This window comes from Streptomyces sp. NPDC058664, assembly GCF_042716635.1.
Classification (GTDB): domain Bacteria; phylum Actinomycetota; class Actinomycetes; order Streptomycetales; family Streptomycetaceae; genus Streptomyces.
Map to the genome: position 1 here is coordinate 1 of NZ_JBHXRW010000031.1, position 14,875 is coordinate 14,875.

The window sequence follows — 14,875 nt, forward strand, 5'->3', positions numbered from 1 at the left end:
CGACCCGCCTGCCCGATCGCCTGGAACCGACCGACCGCCGCCGGCTGGAGCTGCACGCCGCTCTCACCACCGCGGGCATCGCGCCCCTGCCCGGCGACCTCGATGCCATCGAGGCCCTGTGCGCACTGGACGACACCACCCACACCGCGCTCCGGCGCTGGCTCAGCAGGTGCGACAGCCTCTGACACATCACAAGAAACGGCGGTCGGATCCGCTACTCTCCGCCTCCCTACCCATGCCGCTCCTGGTCCGGGATAGTCGGCCACTTCGTCGGCTGATCCCTGGAAACGAGGTACCAGATGGATTCCTCTTTGCGGTCGGCTCGGTGGCCCGCTCATGTCTGCGACGACCCCACCGAGTGCTTGCGTGAAGGAAGATCGAGCGAACGGGGCGTGATGCTCTTGGCAGTGGGTCGCCTCCGGGACTCCGTGGCAGTCCCGGAGATGCCGGGACTCGGCCTGCGGAACGCTGTCGCCCGCTGCGGACACCCCACGACCGCTCCCGCGTTCCGCAACGACAGACGCCGGGAACTCGTCCTCCAGATGACCCCGGGCAGCCCTCCGACGGCGGCATGACGAATCGGGCGAGGGAAGAGCACGGCCGCCTAGGTGGGAGGTTCCGGAGGTTTTTCCTCCCCCGGACTTCCGTGACTCGAGCGAGGGCTTCCCGTCTCGGAGACTTCTCCGCACTGCTACGTCGCCTGACCTGGGGAGCCTGCCACGATGTCTATCGGTTGAGGAGCGGATTGCCCGAGGCCACGGAACCGGAGGACCGCGCGGGCACGACCGGTGAAGCGCGGTGGCCACCTCTGTGAAGGACCTCACCGACCGTGTGTCGCGCCGCGCGGTGTCATCGGCAAGTACACGGAAGACGAGCCGGTTCTGCAGGAGATACGTGCTCGGGTACCACCTGGCGTTCACACGCCCTGACCAGAGGTCAGGATCTCACCTCCTGTCGACGGATGAAGTGCCCACGGGTCGCCGACCGCGGCCCGTCACACGCCAGCGCGTGGGCGGGAACGGGTGCCGACAGAGCGGTCAGCCGTCACCGCGGCTGACCGGCCGCTCCGCCGGGGCGTGGTGTTCAGGGGCTTCGCGCCAGCGGGCTTCGCAGAAGGAGTAGAGGCCGAACGTCAGGAGGCCCAGCGCCGCGGCGATCAGCAGCCAGGGCCCGGCGGGCGTCTCGGCGAACGAGCGCAGTGTCTCGTCCAGGCCCTTCGCCTGGTCGGCGTCGAAGCGCACCGCGGCCAGGAGGACGAACAGGCCGGCCGCCGCCGCCACGACCCCGCACGCAACGCCTCCGATGACGCCCAGAACGGCGACGACGCGCCGCGTCCTCCGGCTCATCCGGTCCGTGCGGAGGTCCTTCTCGAACTTCCGCATCAGGCTGCGCACCACTACCACCACGCCCACGACGGCCAGCACGGCTCCGAACGCGCCGACGAGTACGCGTCCGAAGGGCCACTCCAGCACTCGCGCGGTGTAGTCCTTCGACGTCTCGTCACTGGCGCGGGTCCCGGCGGCCCCGCCGATCAGCGCGGTCTGCGCCACGCTGACACAGATCACGACGTAGAAGACGGCCAGCCCCAAAGAGCCCAGGCGCCGGGCCCACTTGTCACCGCCTGCCGTCGCCTGCCCGAACGCGGCCTCGGACAGTCGCCACAGCGCCATCGCCGCCAGCCCCACCACCAGCGCCCACAGCAGCACCTGTCCGTACGGCTGCTCACCGATGGTCCGCACCGCACCGGACCGGTCGGCCTCCTTGCCGCCGCTGTCACCGGCGAAACCGATCCGTACGGCGAGGAGGCCGACCAGGACGTAGATCACTCCCCGGGCGCAGAGCCCGACCCTGGAGGCAACCTCCATGGCTCGGCTGTCGGCCACACGCTGCCCCTGGGTCTTGGTCTGGGCGCCACCCCTGTCGATCGTCATACCCGACACCTATCCGTGCACCATCGGGGCCGACGCGGCGCAGTGGTCAGTGGGCGCTGCAAGGCGTTCCCCGCCACGGCCCGCGCGGCGTACACCCGCCCGGGCGCAGACCGTCCCCAGGGGCTCTCCCGCAGGCCGGGCACAGCGACTTCCGCCCACAGCGGCTTCTCTCACCATGACACCCGACAGCACATCCCACCAGCGCAGCCCTTCACCTCCGCCACGTTCATGGTTCGCCCCTGACAGGGGCGAACCATGAACGACGCCCTTTTCGACACGGTCGGCCGTCGGGGCCTTCCTGAGCCTTCGCGTGCCGGGGAAGCCATGGACACCACTGACGAGCGGGGCGGACAGTCGGCCGGCAGCTCCCGGGCCGCGTACCCGGTGGCGAGCGGACCGTGGGTCACCATCACGCAGATCTGACCGCCCTGGTCCACACCGACGCGCAGCGGGACAGTCGCGAGCTTGGCTGCCACAGAAAAGGACGCCCCCGTCCTCAGTGGGCGAGAGGTGTGAGAGGGCCGGCTGCCGAGGCCGCCCGTTCAGATTCCTTGGCGGTGAGGGCCGACGACCACCGCTCTGGCGGTACCCGGAGGCCGCCGCCCACCTGGGCATCAGCGTTCAGGCCGCCCGCAGCCGCAAGAGCCGGGGCAGCCTGCCCGCTCCCGAGGACACCACCGTGCCGGGCCGGCCCCGCTGGAAGCCGGCCACGCTCACCGGCTGGAAGCCGCTCGACCGAGACGCGGTGCACCAGGCCGTGCAGCTCCTGGATCAAATCCCTGTCATCCGCAACTCCGCCATCCACCCCAAGCCACGGCCGGAACTCGCCAGCGCCCACCATGCGCTTGGGCTGAGCTTCCCGGTTCGCGACTTCACCGCTGCCTGGGACAGCGTCCGCGCGCACGCCGAGCGGGCCGTGGGCGACCTGCAGGAGGCGATCCAGTCCGCCAGGCCCTGACAGCAGCCGCCTTGGGTGGCAGGCACGAGTGGCTGTGCCGACTGGTCACCGGGGTGACCGGCGGCTTGCCGACAGTACGAGTGCCCGTCGTTCCTGACTGTCCCGGGCCCTCCGCCGGATCACGTGTGCCGCTCGTCAGCTTCACGGAGAGGGAGCATCGGTTCTTCCGCGCCCAAGGACGAAGTCGCCGCAGCGTCCATGAATCCGGTGCAGCCCCGGGCCGGGCTGTCGTCAAACGCAGCACTCGTGACGGTCGGCTTCGGTGAGCGACGAGGGGTGCGCGGCGGTGCCGGGCCGTGTGGGACGGGCGGCCGTTGACGCCCGTGGGGGCTGTGCGGGACTTCCATCGCCCTGCCGGACGCGGAAGGCCCGGAAGTAGCCTGCGGGGGCACGGCCCTGGCGCCGGTCCCCGCAGGCACCCCCCCGTCTGGCGCCGAGCAGCAGCCCGTTGAACTCCCGGCGTCAGTGCGCCGTCAATCCCCCGTCAGCCCCGGCTCAGGATTGACGTGAGGGCCTGCCGCAATGCCGCTTCCGGATCCGGCGACGCCCCTTCGGACCGCCACGCGACGAAACCGTCGGGGCGGACCAGCACCGCGCCGTCCGGGGTGACGCCGTGGGCCTCCGCCCAGTCCGTGTCGCTCGCGTGGGAGAGCTCCGCGTCGGGGCCGTCGCCGATCCGGTACGCGTCGAGCGGTACCGACAGCTCTCGCCCGAGGCGTGTCGCCGCCGCGTGCCACCCGCCGGCGCCGTCCTCGGAGCTCAGGAGCACCAGGGAGCGCTCGTACAGGTCGAGGGTGGAGACCCGGGCACCGGCGCGGTCCAGCCACACGTGGGGCGCCCGGCTCCCGGGTTCACCCGTCAACCGCAGCCCGTCGGAGATGACCGGCAGCGTCGGGTCGGCGCCCAGGACCGCGCCCCGCGGGTAGCGGTAGCCGAGCACCTCGTTGATGATGCCGCCCTTGCGTCCCTTCGGGCCGCCGGATCCGGGGCCGGGGGTGTAGCCGGGGTGGCTGTGCTCGACCGACCGCGCCGAAGCCCGGGCGCTCGTCGTCTCCGCCACCGGCCGGCGCTCCGCGTCGTAGGACGCGAGCAGGCCGGGACCGGCCCAGCCGCCGACCACGGCGGCGAGCTTCCAGGCGAGGTTGTGCGCGTCCTGGATACCGGTGTTGGAACCGAACGCCCCGGTGGGCGGCATCTCGTGGGCGGAGTCGCCGACGAGGAACACCCGGCCGTCCGCGTACCGCTCGGCGATCCGTTCGGCCGCGTGCCAGGGGGCCTTGCCCGTGATCTCCACGTCGAGGTCCGGCACCCCCACGGCCCGGCGGATGTGTTCCCGGCACCGCTCGTCGGTGAACTCCTCCATCGTCTCGCCCTGTTCGGGGTGCCAGGGAGCGTGGAACACCCACCGCTCCCCGTTGTCGACCGGCAGCAGGGCCCCGTCGGCCTCGGGGTTCGTCAGGTAGCAGACGATGAAGTGCCGGTCGCCGACGACGTCCGCGAGGCCGCGGGAGACGAAGGTGATGCTCACGTTGTGGAACAGGTCGCCCGGACCGTTCTGCCCGATGCCGAGCCGCTCACGGACCGGGCTGCGCGGGCCGTCCGCCGCGACGAGGTAGTCCGCGCGGATGGTGGTGTGCTCACCGGTTTCGCGGCTCTTGACCTGCGCGGTCACCCCCTCCGCGTCCTGCTCGAAGGACATCAGTTCCGTCGCGAACCGCAGGTCTCCGCCCAGCTCCCCGGCGTGCTCGCGCAGCACCGGTTCGAGATCGTTCTGGCTGCACAGGCACCACCCGGCGGGGCTGAAGCGGGCGAGGCCGCCGCCGGGGTCGATCTCCTTGAACAGCCACTCTCCGACGTCGCCCGCCAGGCTCGGCGTCTGCAGGATGCCGTTGTTGCGCGCCAGGACCGACGCGGCCTCCTGGACGGACCGCGCGATCCCGGCTCCTCGGAACAGCTCCATCGTGCGCACGTTGTTGCCGCGTCCCCGCGGGTGGATCGAGGTGCCCGCGTGACGTTCGACCAGGGTGTGCGGCACTCCGAGACGCCCCAGGAACAGCGCGGTGGACAGACCCACCAGCGAGCCGCCGACGATGAGTACGGTCGTGCGGTGACCGGCTGCCTCGCCGGCCGCGTCGAATCGGTTCATTGTTCGTCTCCGGCGTCGCCTGCGACGCGAGTCGGGGATGGGAACGGATTCCTTCCCTCAGAGGACGGGTCCGCGTGCCGGGAGCACCCGGATGACACGCGGTTCACTCGTCCGCCCCGTGGGACTCGCGCGCTGTCCGTGCTCCTGTCAACGATCAGCACATGACGACCCCGGCCTTTCGGTCACGCAGGTCGTCCCCACCCCCACTCGAGAAGAGAAGAGGTGTGCCGGATGGCCCCCTCGGGACGCATCTCCCAGTCGGCGTTCGACGGCTCCAGGCTGCGGGTGATCCTCCTGCTCGACCTGTACGAAGGAGCTCAGCAGCAGTTCCTGGACGCGTACGAGCTCATGCGCAAGCAGGTCGCCTCCGTCCCCGGTCACATCAGTGACCAGCTCTGCCAGTCCATCGAGAACCCCTCGCAGTGGCTCATCACCAGCGAGTGGGAGAGCGCTCCGCCGTTCCTCGCCTGGGTGAACAGCGAGGAGCACGTCGAAACCGTCAAGCCGATGCACAGCTGTGTCCGGGACACCCGTTCGATGCGCTACAGCATCGTGCGGGAGACCGGCCCCGCTCAGCCGGCCTCCCGGGAGGCGGCGTCGAAGGGCGTCCAGGTCGCCGCCCGCGAGGGCGACGGTGTGGCGCGTCACGCCCTCACCTTCACCGTCAAGCCGGGCTCCGAGTCGAAGGTGGCGGAGATCCTGGCCGGATACGAGTCCCCCCGGGCCCAGGTCGACGAGACCACCCGGCTGCGCCGCACGTCCCTCTTCATGCACGGCAACCGCGTCGTGCGGGCCGTGGAGGTGGAGGGCGACCTCCTCGCGGCACTGCGGCACGTCGCCCGTCAGCCCGAGGTCCGAGCCGTCGAGGAGGCGATCAACCCGTACCTGGAGCAGGACCGGGACCTGACCGACCCCGAGTCGGCACGCCTGTTCTTCACCCGGGCCGCGCTCCCGGCCGTCCACCACGTGGTGTCCGGACGGCCGGCACCGGCCGACCTGCGGCGGCACGCGCTGTACTACCCGGCCAAGGAAGGCCGCGGGATGGAGCTGGCCCGGCTGCTCGCCCATCAGGACGAGGTCGCGGCGGACGACCCGGACAGCCCGGTGTACGGCAGCACCGTCTTCCAGCGCGACGACATCGTGGTGCGCCTCATCGACATCACGGGCGAACTCGACCTCGACCCCGTCTCCTCCCTGGGGCTCAAGGACACCGGGAAGGCCGAGGAGCTGGAGCGCCTCCTCGACGGCGCCGCGATCGGCGTCGAAGGCTCCCTGAAGACGGAGCGCAACATCAACCGGCTGCTGTCGCACGCCGACATGCTGCCCGTCACCGATCGCTCGGCGGCTTCCTGACAGGCGGTCGCGGCGGCCCCCGCCGCAGTCGCTCCCCAGCACGTCACTGCCACATCCGGAGGTATCAACCATGCTCAAGCAGCGTCCACGCATCGTGAACCTGAGCGAGACGGAACCCAACCGCAGGCGGGGAGGTGACCTGCGGGCCATGCTCACGCCGGCCACGGTGGGTGCCACCAGCGGTTTCATGGGTCTGGCCATCGTTCAGCCGGGCGAGCGGATCGGCGAGCACTACCACCCGTACTCCGAGGAGTTCGTGTACGTCGTCTCCGGCGCGCTGGAAGTGGACCTGGACGGCGAGACGTACGCTCTCCAGCCCGATCAGGGACTCCTGATCCCGATCGACGTGCGGCACCGCTTCCGCAACGTGGGCGCCGAGGAGGCCCGCATGGTCTTCCACCTGGGCCCGCTCGCGCCCCGGCCGAGCCTCGGGCACGTCGACACGGAGCTCACCGACGAGGCCGAGCTCGCCGCCGCGGGCCCGCACCTGACCGTGCACGACCCGGCTCAGGTGTCCGAGCGAAGCGGGGCCATCGAGTGACCCGGCGAGTGGCCGTCACCGGTATCGGTGTGGTCGCTCCGGGTGGCACCGGAGCGAAGGCGTTCTGGGACCTCCTCGCCGCCGGCCGCACCGCGACGCGCGGCATCACCCTGTTCGACCCGGCCGGGCTGCGCTCGCGCATAGCCGCCGAGTGCGACTTCGACCCGGCGGACCACGGACTGGACCCGGATCTGAGCCGCCACGCCGACCGGTACATCCAGTTCGCCGTCGTCGCCGCCGGGGAAGCCGTACGCGACTCCGGACTCGACACCGACACGGAGGACCCCTGGCGCGTCGCCGTCTCCCTGGGCAGCGCCGTCGGCGGCACCACCCGCCTCGAACACGACTACGTACTGGTCAGCGAGGGCGGACGGCGGTGGGACGTGGACCACCGCGCGGCCGATCCCAAGCTGCACATGGCGTTCTCGCCGAGCACGCTCGCCTCCGTCGTGGCGGAACGGTTCGGGGCCCGCGGACCGGTGCAGACCGTCTCCACCGGGTGCACCTCCGGTCTCGACGCGGTCGGCTACGCCTTCCACACCATCGAGGAAGGCCGGGCGGACGTCTGCATCGCGGGCGCTTCGGACTCCCCGATCTCCCCGATCACCATGGCCTGCTTCGACGCCATCAAGGCCACGTCGCCCGACAACGACGACCCGGAGCACGCCTCCAGGCCCTTCGACAACAACCGCAACGGTTTCGTCATGGGCGAAGGCGCCGCCGTCCTCGTCCTGGAGGAGTACGAGCACGCCAGGGCCCGCGGTGCGCACATCTACTGCGAGATCGGCGGTTACGCCACCTTCGGCAACGCGTACCACATGACCGGTCTGACCGGCGAGGGGCTGGAGATGTCCCGGGCGATCGACTCCACGCTCGACCAGGCCCGGCTCGACCCGACGCTGATCGACTACGTCAACGCGCACGGCTCCGGCACCCGCCAGAACGACCGGCACGAGACCGCCGCCGTGAAGCGGTCCCTGGGCGCCCATGCCTACGACACGCCCATGAGCTCCATCAAGTCCATGGTGGGGCACTCGCTGGGCGCGATCGGCGCCATCGAGGTGGCCGCCTGCGTCCTCGCGCTGAAGCACCAGGTGGTCCCGCCGACGGCGAACTACGAGACCCCCGACCCCGAGTGCGACCTGGACTACGTGCCGCGCACCGCCCGCCCCCGGAAGCTCAGGAACGTGCTCTCCGTGGGCAGCGGATTCGGCGGCTTCCAGTCCGCGGTCCTCCTGACGGGGACGGGCGGGAGGACACGATGAGCACTGAACGCCCACGGCGCGCGGTCGTCACCGGCATCGGTGTGATCGCCCCCAACGGACTGCGCGCCGACGCGTACTGGAAGTCCGTCCGGGAAGGGCTCGGCGCACTGGACCGGATCACCCGCGAGGGGTGCCAGGACCTGCCGCTCAAGGTAGCGGGCGAGGTCCGGGGGTTCGACGCCTCCTCGCTGATCGAGGAGCGCTTCCTCGTCCAGACCGACCGGTTCAGCCATTACGCGATGGCCGCGGCCCAGCTCGCCCTCGACGACGCCGGCCTCGCCCACGACCCGGAGGAGCCCTTCTCGATCGGCGTGGTCACCGCCGCCGGATCCGGCGGCGGCGAGTTCGGTCAGCGAGAGCTGCAGAAACTGTGGGGGCAGGGATCCAAGTTCGTCGGCCCCTACCAGTCCATCGCCTGGTTCTACGCAGCGAGCACCGGCCAGATCTCCATCCGGAGCGGGTTCAAGGGTCCGTGCGGTGTGGTCGCGAGCGACGAAGCGGGCGGTCTGGACGGCCTCGCCCACGCCGCCCGGGCCGTACGGCGCGGGACCGGCGCGGTGGTCGTCGGAGCCGCCGAGGCGCCCCTCGCCCCGTACTCGATGGTGTGCCAGCTCGGATACCCGGAGCTCAGCACCGTCGAGGACCCTGACCGCGCCTACCGGCCCTTCACCTCGGGGGCCTGCGGCTTCGTCCCCGCGGAGGGCGGCGCGATGCTCGTCGTGGAGGACGAGTCCCGCGCCCGCGACCGCGGAGCGGCCGTCCGGGCCGTCGTGGCCGGTCACGGCGCCACGTTCACCGGCGCCTCCCGGTGGGAGGAGTCCCGGGAGGGACTCGCCCGCGCGATCCGCGTCGCCCTCGACGAGGCCGACTGCGCGCCCGAGGAGATCGACGTCGTCTTCGCCGACGCCCTCGGCGTACCGGAGGCGGACCGCGCGGAGGCACTGGCGATCGCCGACGCCCTCGGGACACACGCCGCCCGCGTACCGGTCACGGCGCCCAAGACGGGCATCGGCCGCGCCTACTGCGGGGCACCCGTCCTGGACACCGCCGCCGCGGTCTTCGCGATGGAACACGGCGTCGTCCCCCCCACCCCCAACGTGTTCGACATCTGCCACGACCTCGATCTGGTGATGTCCCGCGCTCGCCCCGCCGAGCTGCGCACGGCCCTCGTCCTCAGCCGGGGACTCATGGGATCCAACGCGGCGCTGGTCGTGCGCCGCGGCGACGACACCGCCCGGTAGGACCGGGCGGGAAGGAGAGCACAGATGATCACCACCGCACTGACCTTCGACGAACTCGCCACGCTGATGAAGCAGGCGGCCGGCGTCACCGTCGACGCCCGGGAGCTGGAGAAGGCGCCGGACGCGCCGTTCACCACCCTCGGCCTCGACTCGCTGGGCCTGCTCGGGATCGTGGGCGAGCTGGAGAACCGGTACGGCGTGGCGCTGCCCACCGACGCCGAGCGCTGCAAGACGCCCGCCGAGTTCGTCGGCCTGGTCAACGACGCCCTCAAGACGGGAGTCTGACGTGTCCGGTCACACCGACAACAGCGTCACCATCGACGCCCCGCTCGACCTCGTCTGGGACATCACCAACGACATCGAGAACTGGCCCGACCTCTTCAGCGAGTACGCCTCGCTCGAGGTGCTCTCCCGCGAGGGGGACTCCACCACCTTCCGTCTGACCATGCACCCGGACGAGTCCGGGAAGGTCTGGAGCTGGGTGTCGGAGCGCACCGTCGACCGCGCCGGGCGGACGGTCCGCGCCCGCCGCGTCGAGACCGGCCCGTTCGACCACATGGACATCCGGTGGGAGTACGAGGAGACGCCGGCCGGCGTCCACATGCGCTGGGTGCAGGACTTCGCGATGAAGCCCGACGCCCCGGTCGACGACGCCTGGATGACCGACAACATCAACCGGAACTCCCGCACGCAGATGGCTCTCATCCGGGACCGCATCGAGCAGGTCGCCCGCGACCGCCGGAGCGCCCCGGTCCTGCCCCGCTGACCGCACCCGGCCGCGCGCACCCGCGCCCGGCCGGCGCGTTCGTCCGTACACCGCTCCCCCGCTTTCCCGCGCACCGCTCCCGCGCGGCCGCTTGACCCGCACACCCGCGCACCCGCACACCCGCACACCCAGGAAGGACGCTCGATGCATCACGCCCTGATCGTCGCCCGCATGGCGCCCGATTCGGCGCCGGCGATCGCCGACGTGTTCGCCGCCTCCGACCGTGGCGAGCTCCCGCATCTGGTCGGCGTCACCCGGCGCCGCCTGTTCCAGTTCGGTGACGTGTACCTGCACCTCATCGAGTCGGACCGGGACCCGGCGCCGGCCATCGCCAAGCTCGCCGGCCACCCGGAGTTCCGGGACGCCAGCGAGAGGCTGTCGGCGTACGTCAGCGCGTACGACCCGGCGACGTGGCGGAGCCCCAAGGACGCCATGGCGCAGTGCTTCTACCGCTGGGAGCGCGACGCGTCCTCCTGATCCCCCGAGGTAAGCACGGCAGGTACACCCGAGGCCGCCCGCCCCGCGAACTACGCGGAGCGGGCGGCCTCGGGTGTACCTCCTTCGGCTCCGTCAGAGGGGAACGGTGCACTCGAAGGCGTGCAGGTACGCGTTGACCGGGCGGATCTCGCCGATGACGAGCCCCGCGTCCGTCAGCCGGTCGACCATGCTCTGCCGGGTGTGCTTCGCACCGCCGACGTTGAGGAGCAGCAGCAGGTCCATGGCGGTCGTGAACCTCATCGAGGGCGTGTCGTCCACGAGGTTCTCGATCACGACGACCCGGGCGCCCGGGCGCGCCGCCCCGCGGACGTTGGCGAGCGCCCTGCGGGTGCTGTCGTCGTCCCACTCCAGGATGTTCTTGATGATGTACACGTCCGCCTGGACCGGGATGTCCTCACGGCAGTCACCGGCCACGACACGGACCCGGGGGCTCAGCGCGCCGCCGTCCCGCAGGCGCGGGTCGGCGTTCTCCACCACTCCCGGGAGGTCGAGCAGCGTGCCGTGCAGAAGCGGGTGCTTCTCCAGCAGGCTCGCGAGGACGTGTCCCTGCCCGCCTCCGATGTCCGCGACGGAGGACACGTCACCGAGGTCGAGGAGGTTCGCGACGTCACGCGCCGACTGCTGACTCGACGTCGTCATGGCCCGGTTGAAGACGTGGGCGGACTCGGGCGCCTCTTCGTTGAGGTACGCGAAGAACTCCCGTTCGTACACGTCCTCGAAGACGTTGCGTCCGGAGCGCACCGCCTCGTCGAGCTTCGGCCAGACGTCCCACGTCCACGGCTCGGTGCACCAGAGCGCGATGTACCGCAGGCTGTGGGGATCGTCCTCGCGCAGCAGCCGGGACATCTCCGTGTGCGCGAAGGCGCCGTCGGGATGCTCGGTGAAGACCCCTTGGCAGGCCAGCGCGCGCAGCAGGCGGCGCAGTGTCCGCGGCTGGGTCTTCACCGCCTCCGCCAGGTCGTCCACGGTCATGGGCGTGTCGCCCAGGGCGTCGGCCACTCCCAGGCGGGCGGCCGCGCGTACGGCGGCGGCACACGCCGCCCCGAATACGAGTTCCCTCAGCCGCATGGGCGGCGGGGGAGCCGGTTCAACCGTTGTCATCTGTCGCCTTGTCCTTGCTGTCGTACCGTGGGCGGTGGCGGGGAACCGGACAGGTCAGCACATTCCGGCGGGCTCCGAGAGCGTGCACCGGTTGCGGGTGAAGGTGTTTCCCTGGCCGGTGTCCCGGTTGGCCAGGTCGGCGGTGCTGTTGCGCATCACCACGTTGTCGCGGATCTCGTTCTGCTCGTTCTTGGCGCCGACGAAGCTCTTGAACAGCACGATGCCGCCCGAGAGCGGGGACGTGCCCACGTTGTCGACGACCCTGTTCTTCTCCACCACCGTCTGCTCTGCGCCGGTGAGGACGATTCCCGAACCCTGCAGGAACGGGAGACGGGGGGTCTGCGGGCAGTGCTTGTTGTTGGAGTGGATGTTGTTCCGGCGCAGCGTCATCGCCCCGGCGCGCGGCTTGGACTCGTCGCCGACCACGAACACCGCGGCGCAGTTCCCGGTCGCGTCGTTGTGGTCGACGGTCACGTTCCGCAGGCGGCGGACGGTGATGCCGATCCGGTTGCCGGACAGGCTGTTGTGCGTGATCACGGTCCCCTTGGCGTCGGTGGCCCCGTGCTCCCTGTCGATGGTGTTGGCGATGAACAGTCCGGCGTCACCGTTGTTCCGGGCGATGTTGTGGCTGAACACACCGCGCACGGAGCGCTCCTGAGCGATGCCCCACTTGCCGTTCTTGTCGGCGAGCACCTTGTGGACCTTGAGCCGGTCGGTCCAGGACGCCCACAGGCCGTTGTTGGTGAAGCCCCTGAGCGTCAGCGATCTGACGGTGACGCCCACGACGGGACGGCTCTCCGTCCCGGTCACGCAGATGCCGTGACCGCCCTTGGCGCACGCGTCGCCGGCGGCGTCGCCGGGCACGATGACGGTGGGCGAGAGACCCGAGCCTCGCAGCGTCAGGTCCGAGGTGGTGATGCGGACGCTCTCACGGTAGGTGCCGGGAGAGAGGGCGACGGTGTCCCCCGGCTTCGCGGCGTCCACGGCCTTCTGGATCGATTCGCCGGGCTTCACCCGGTGCACCGTCGGTCGGTTGTCTGCCGTCGGGGCGGCTGCGCCCAGGCCTGAGGCCGCGAGAACCGCGGCGCATGCCAGGTGGGCGATCTGTCGTCTGGTCATGTGCCGAAGCTATGAGCGCGGGTGCCGGCCTGCTACCGCTGATCGTCCAGGCGGACCTAGACATACCCCCCTGAGGTCCACACGACGGGCGTGGCGCGCGGGTCCCGGGCGGAACCGGCGCCCGGCCGTGGATCATGGCGCCGCCGGGGGCGCCTCTTCGGCGACGCGGCGCGCAGGGAAGGGGTCCGGATGCGCAAGTGGTGGCCTTTGGTGGCGGTCTGTCTGGGCACCTTCATGCTTCTGGTGGACGTCACGATCGTGACCGTGGCGCTGCCCGACATGGCGGCGGACCTCGGCACCACGCTCTCCGACGTGGAGTGGGTGGTCGACATCTACGCGCTGGCCCTGGCGTCGCTGCTGCTCGGCGTCGGCTCCCGCGCCGACCGGATCGGCCGCAAGAGGGTGTACCTCGTCGGCCTGATCGTCTTCACCGCGGCTTCGGTGGCGTGTGCGGTGGCCCCGAACGCGGGTGTGCTGATCGGCGCCCGGGCGGTACAGGGAATGGGCGCGGCCGGAATGTTCGGTACGACGATCGCCCTGCTCGGCATGCACTACAGCGGCCGGGAGCGGGGGGTGGCATTCGCCGTGTGGGGCGCCACCAACTCGGTCGCCGCGGCCGCGGGGCCGATGGTCGGCGGACTCCTCACCCAGTACCTGGACTGGCGATGGATCTTCTTGGTCAACCTGCCGGTCTGCCTGATCGCCGTCGTGCTGACTCTGCACTCGGTGCGAGAGGCCAAGGGCGGCGGCCGGCAGCGTGCGGACGTACTCGGCATGGTCACCTTCACGGTGGCGAGCGGCGCACTGACGTTCGGGCTGATCCGAGCCCACTCCGACGGCTGGGCGACATCGCTCACCCTCGGCCTGTTCGCGATGGCGGCCGTCGCCCTCACCCTCTTCGTCGTGGTCGAGACGAGGCACGAGCATCCCGTCCTCGACCTGTCGCTGTTCCGCAGGCCGTCGTTCACCGGCATCATGATCAGCGCCCTGTTCATGCAGGGCGCCGCGTTCGCCTATCTGCTGTACGAATCGCTGTGGATGCAGTCCGTACTGGGGTACGAGCCCGTCGAGGCAGGTCTGTACATCCTGCCCATGTGCGCCGCCGCGTTCGTCGTCTCGGCGCTCGCAGGCCGCTTCGGTCCCTGGCCGCCACGGGCTGCCATCGGGGGCGGGCTCGCGCTCATCGCTCTGGGCTCCGGAATGCAGGCCACCCTGGACGCGGGGTCTTCGGGCAGCAGCCTCGTGGCGGGGCTCGTCGTCGCCGGCCTGGGCGTCGGGCTCGTGACACCGAGTCTGTCGGCGGCGGCCCTGGCCTCGGTGCCGCCGGAGCGCGGAGGCATGGCGGGCGGCGCGGTCAACACGTTCCGCCAGTTGGGCTTCGCCTTGGGGGTCGCCGTGTTCGGCGTGATCTTCCAGTCGCGGATCGAACGTGTGCTGAAGGCCGACGGCGGTGTCCCGGACCCGCACGAGACGGCCGCCGCTCTGAGCGGCGGGCAAGCCCGGTCGATCGTCGCCGGCTGGCCGGAAAATGAGCGCGCCGAGATGGCACACCTGGTACGCGAGGCGTTCGCGTCCGGCCTGAACGGGATGCTGGTCGTGGCGGCGGCGCTCGGGGCGCTGGCCTCACTGCTCGTCGTCGCGACGGTACGCGTCCCCGCCGGCGGCGCGGAACAGCGGGGGCCGACAGCGAACACGAACCCACGAGACCGGGAGCCACGAGCGGACGCAGCCCTGTAGCGACGGCCACGCACGACGCGTGGGGCCCCAGCGGGAGCTGCCGACAAGCAGCAGGACGCCGACGGTATCCAGCGGGTCGAGACGCGGCGAGGACGCGTGCTGACCTTTTACTGACCTGAGGGGGGCAGATAATGCCCCTGACCTGCGGCGACGCCAAATAGTCGGATCTTGGACCTGAACAGCGCACGAAGCATGGAGAGATTCCCGTTCTGTCTGCTC

Annotated in this window: 14 protein-coding genes; 10 read left to right on the forward strand and 4 right to left on the reverse strand. The window is 71.0% G+C overall.

Going from position 1 to position 14,875, the window contains the following annotated elements:
• Window positions 1-185: hypothetical protein (locus ACFWUY_RS24260; protein ID WP_384112623.1), on the forward strand; the 185-nt coding region annotated here is incomplete at its 5' end.
• Window positions 186-1,037: 852 nt separating this feature from the next.
• Here ACFWUY_RS24260 and ACFWUY_RS24265 read toward each other — a convergent pair.
• Window positions 1,038-1,931: a DUF1206 domain-containing protein gene (locus ACFWUY_RS24265; RefSeq protein ID WP_384112626.1), complete on the reverse strand. Its 894-nt coding sequence runs from the start codon at window positions 1,929-1,931 to the stop codon at window positions 1,038-1,040.
• 499 nt (window positions 1,932-2,430) lie between these two features.
• Between ACFWUY_RS24265 and ACFWUY_RS24270 the strand changes: the two genes are divergently transcribed.
• Window positions 2,431-2,889 (forward strand): hypothetical protein, encoded by a 459-nt coding sequence (locus ACFWUY_RS24270; protein WP_384112631.1) that lies wholly within the window; start codon window positions 2,431-2,433, stop codon window positions 2,887-2,889.
• A 484-nt stretch (window positions 2,890-3,373) separates the two neighbouring features.
• Here ACFWUY_RS24270 and ACFWUY_RS24275 read toward each other — a convergent pair whose 3' ends face one another.
• The gene (locus ACFWUY_RS24275) at window positions 3,374-5,035 is read right to left on the reverse strand and encodes an FAD-dependent oxidoreductase (RefSeq protein ID WP_384112635.1); all 1,662 of its coding nucleotides are present in this window, start codon (window positions 5,033-5,035) and stop codon (window positions 3,374-3,376) included.
• 231 nt (window positions 5,036-5,266) lie between these two features.
• Between ACFWUY_RS24275 and ACFWUY_RS24280 the strand changes: the two genes are divergently transcribed.
• The 7 genes from ACFWUY_RS24280 (at window position 5,267) to ACFWUY_RS24310 (ending at window position 10,678) form a co-directional block, all read left to right on the forward strand.
• Window positions 5,267-6,388 (forward strand): SchA/CurD-like domain-containing protein, encoded by a 1,122-nt coding sequence (locus ACFWUY_RS24280; RefSeq protein ID WP_384112637.1) that lies wholly within the window; start codon window positions 5,267-5,269, stop codon window positions 6,386-6,388.
• 70 nt (window positions 6,389-6,458) lie between these two features.
• Window positions 6,459-6,929 carry a cupin domain-containing protein gene (locus ACFWUY_RS24285; protein WP_384112642.1) on the forward strand — a complete coding sequence of 157 codons (471 nt, stop codon included), beginning with the start codon at window positions 6,459-6,461 and terminating at the stop codon, window positions 6,927-6,929.
• Window positions 6,926-8,194: a beta-ketoacyl-[acyl-carrier-protein] synthase family protein gene (locus tag ACFWUY_RS24290; protein ID WP_384112647.1), complete on the forward strand. Its 1,269-nt coding sequence runs from the start codon at window positions 6,926-6,928 to the stop codon at window positions 8,192-8,194. Before ACFWUY_RS24285 ends, ACFWUY_RS24290 begins: the two co-directional genes overlap by 4 nt.
• Complete coding sequence (locus ACFWUY_RS24295) at window positions 8,191-9,435, forward strand: ketosynthase chain-length factor (RefSeq protein ID WP_384112653.1); 1,245 nt, start codon at window positions 8,191-8,193, stop codon at window positions 9,433-9,435. Before ACFWUY_RS24290 ends, ACFWUY_RS24295 begins: the two co-directional genes overlap by 4 nt.
• Window positions 9,436-9,459: 24 nt before the next feature.
• Entirely contained in the window at window positions 9,460-9,720 is a 261-nt protein-coding gene (locus ACFWUY_RS24300) for a phosphopantetheine-binding protein (protein ID WP_384112658.1), read from the forward strand.
• Between the two features lies 1 nt (window position 9,721).
• The gene (locus ACFWUY_RS24305) at window positions 9,722-10,201 is read left to right on the forward strand and encodes an SRPBCC family protein (protein WP_384112664.1); all 480 of its coding nucleotides are present in this window, start codon (window positions 9,722-9,724) and stop codon (window positions 10,199-10,201) included.
• Window positions 10,202-10,345: 144 nt separating this feature from the next.
• Window positions 10,346-10,678, forward strand: coding sequence for a TcmI family type II polyketide cyclase (locus ACFWUY_RS24310; protein ID WP_384112668.1), 333 nt, complete (start codon window positions 10,346-10,348; stop codon window positions 10,676-10,678).
• A gap of 93 nt (window positions 10,679-10,771) precedes the next feature.
• On the opposite strand, the gene ACFWUY_RS24315 is transcribed toward ACFWUY_RS24310, so the two are convergent.
• Together ACFWUY_RS24315 and ACFWUY_RS24320 are read right to left on the reverse strand one after the other, a co-directional pair.
• Complete coding sequence (locus ACFWUY_RS24315) at window positions 10,772-11,800, reverse strand: methyltransferase (protein WP_384112674.1); 1,029 nt, start codon at window positions 11,798-11,800, stop codon at window positions 10,772-10,774.
• A 54-nt stretch (window positions 11,801-11,854) separates the two neighbouring features.
• Window positions 11,855-12,919: a nitrous oxide reductase family maturation protein NosD gene (locus ACFWUY_RS24320; RefSeq protein WP_384112681.1), complete on the reverse strand. Its 1,065-nt coding sequence runs from the start codon at window positions 12,917-12,919 to the stop codon at window positions 11,855-11,857.
• A gap of 189 nt (window positions 12,920-13,108) precedes the next feature.
• Between ACFWUY_RS24320 and ACFWUY_RS24325 the strand changes: the two genes are divergently transcribed.
• The gene (locus ACFWUY_RS24325; protein ID WP_384112684.1) at window positions 13,109-14,656 is read left to right on the forward strand and encodes an MFS transporter; all 1,548 of its coding nucleotides are present in this window, start codon (window positions 13,109-13,111) and stop codon (window positions 14,654-14,656) included.
• The last annotated feature ends 219 nt before the right edge of the window (window positions 14,657-14,875 follow it).

Excerpts from the sequence above, each read along its gene's own strand:
- ACFWUY_RS24265 (WP_384112626.1), bottom strand. The coding sequence starts at position 1,931 with ATGACGATCGACAGGGGTGGCGCCCAGACCAAGACCCAGGGGCAGCGT.
- ACFWUY_RS24275 (WP_384112635.1), bottom strand. The coding sequence starts at position 5,035 with ATGAACCGATTCGACGCGGCCGGCGAGGCAGCCGGTCACCGCACGACC.
- ACFWUY_RS24280 (WP_384112637.1), top strand. The coding sequence starts at position 5,267 with ATGGCCCCCTCGGGACGCATCTCCCAGTCGGCGTTCGACGGCTCCAGG.
- ACFWUY_RS24285 (WP_384112642.1), top strand. The coding sequence starts at position 6,459 with ATGCTCAAGCAGCGTCCACGCATCGTGAACCTGAGCGAGACGGAACCC.
- ACFWUY_RS24295 (WP_384112653.1), top strand. The coding sequence starts at position 8,191 with ATGAGCACTGAACGCCCACGGCGCGCGGTCGTCACCGGCATCGGTGTG.
- ACFWUY_RS24300 (WP_384112658.1), top strand. The coding sequence starts at position 9,460 with ATGATCACCACCGCACTGACCTTCGACGAACTCGCCACGCTGATGAAG.
- ACFWUY_RS24310 (WP_384112668.1), top strand. The coding sequence starts at position 10,346 with ATGCATCACGCCCTGATCGTCGCCCGCATGGCGCCCGATTCGGCGCCG.
- ACFWUY_RS24315 (WP_384112674.1), bottom strand. The coding sequence starts at position 11,800 with ATGACAACGGTTGAACCGGCTCCCCCGCCGCCCATGCGGCTGAGGGAA.
- ACFWUY_RS24320 (WP_384112681.1), bottom strand. The coding sequence starts at position 12,919 with ATGACCAGACGACAGATCGCCCACCTGGCATGCGCCGCGGTTCTCGCG.
- ACFWUY_RS24325 (WP_384112684.1), top strand. The coding sequence starts at position 13,109 with ATGCGCAAGTGGTGGCCTTTGGTGGCGGTCTGTCTGGGCACCTTCATG.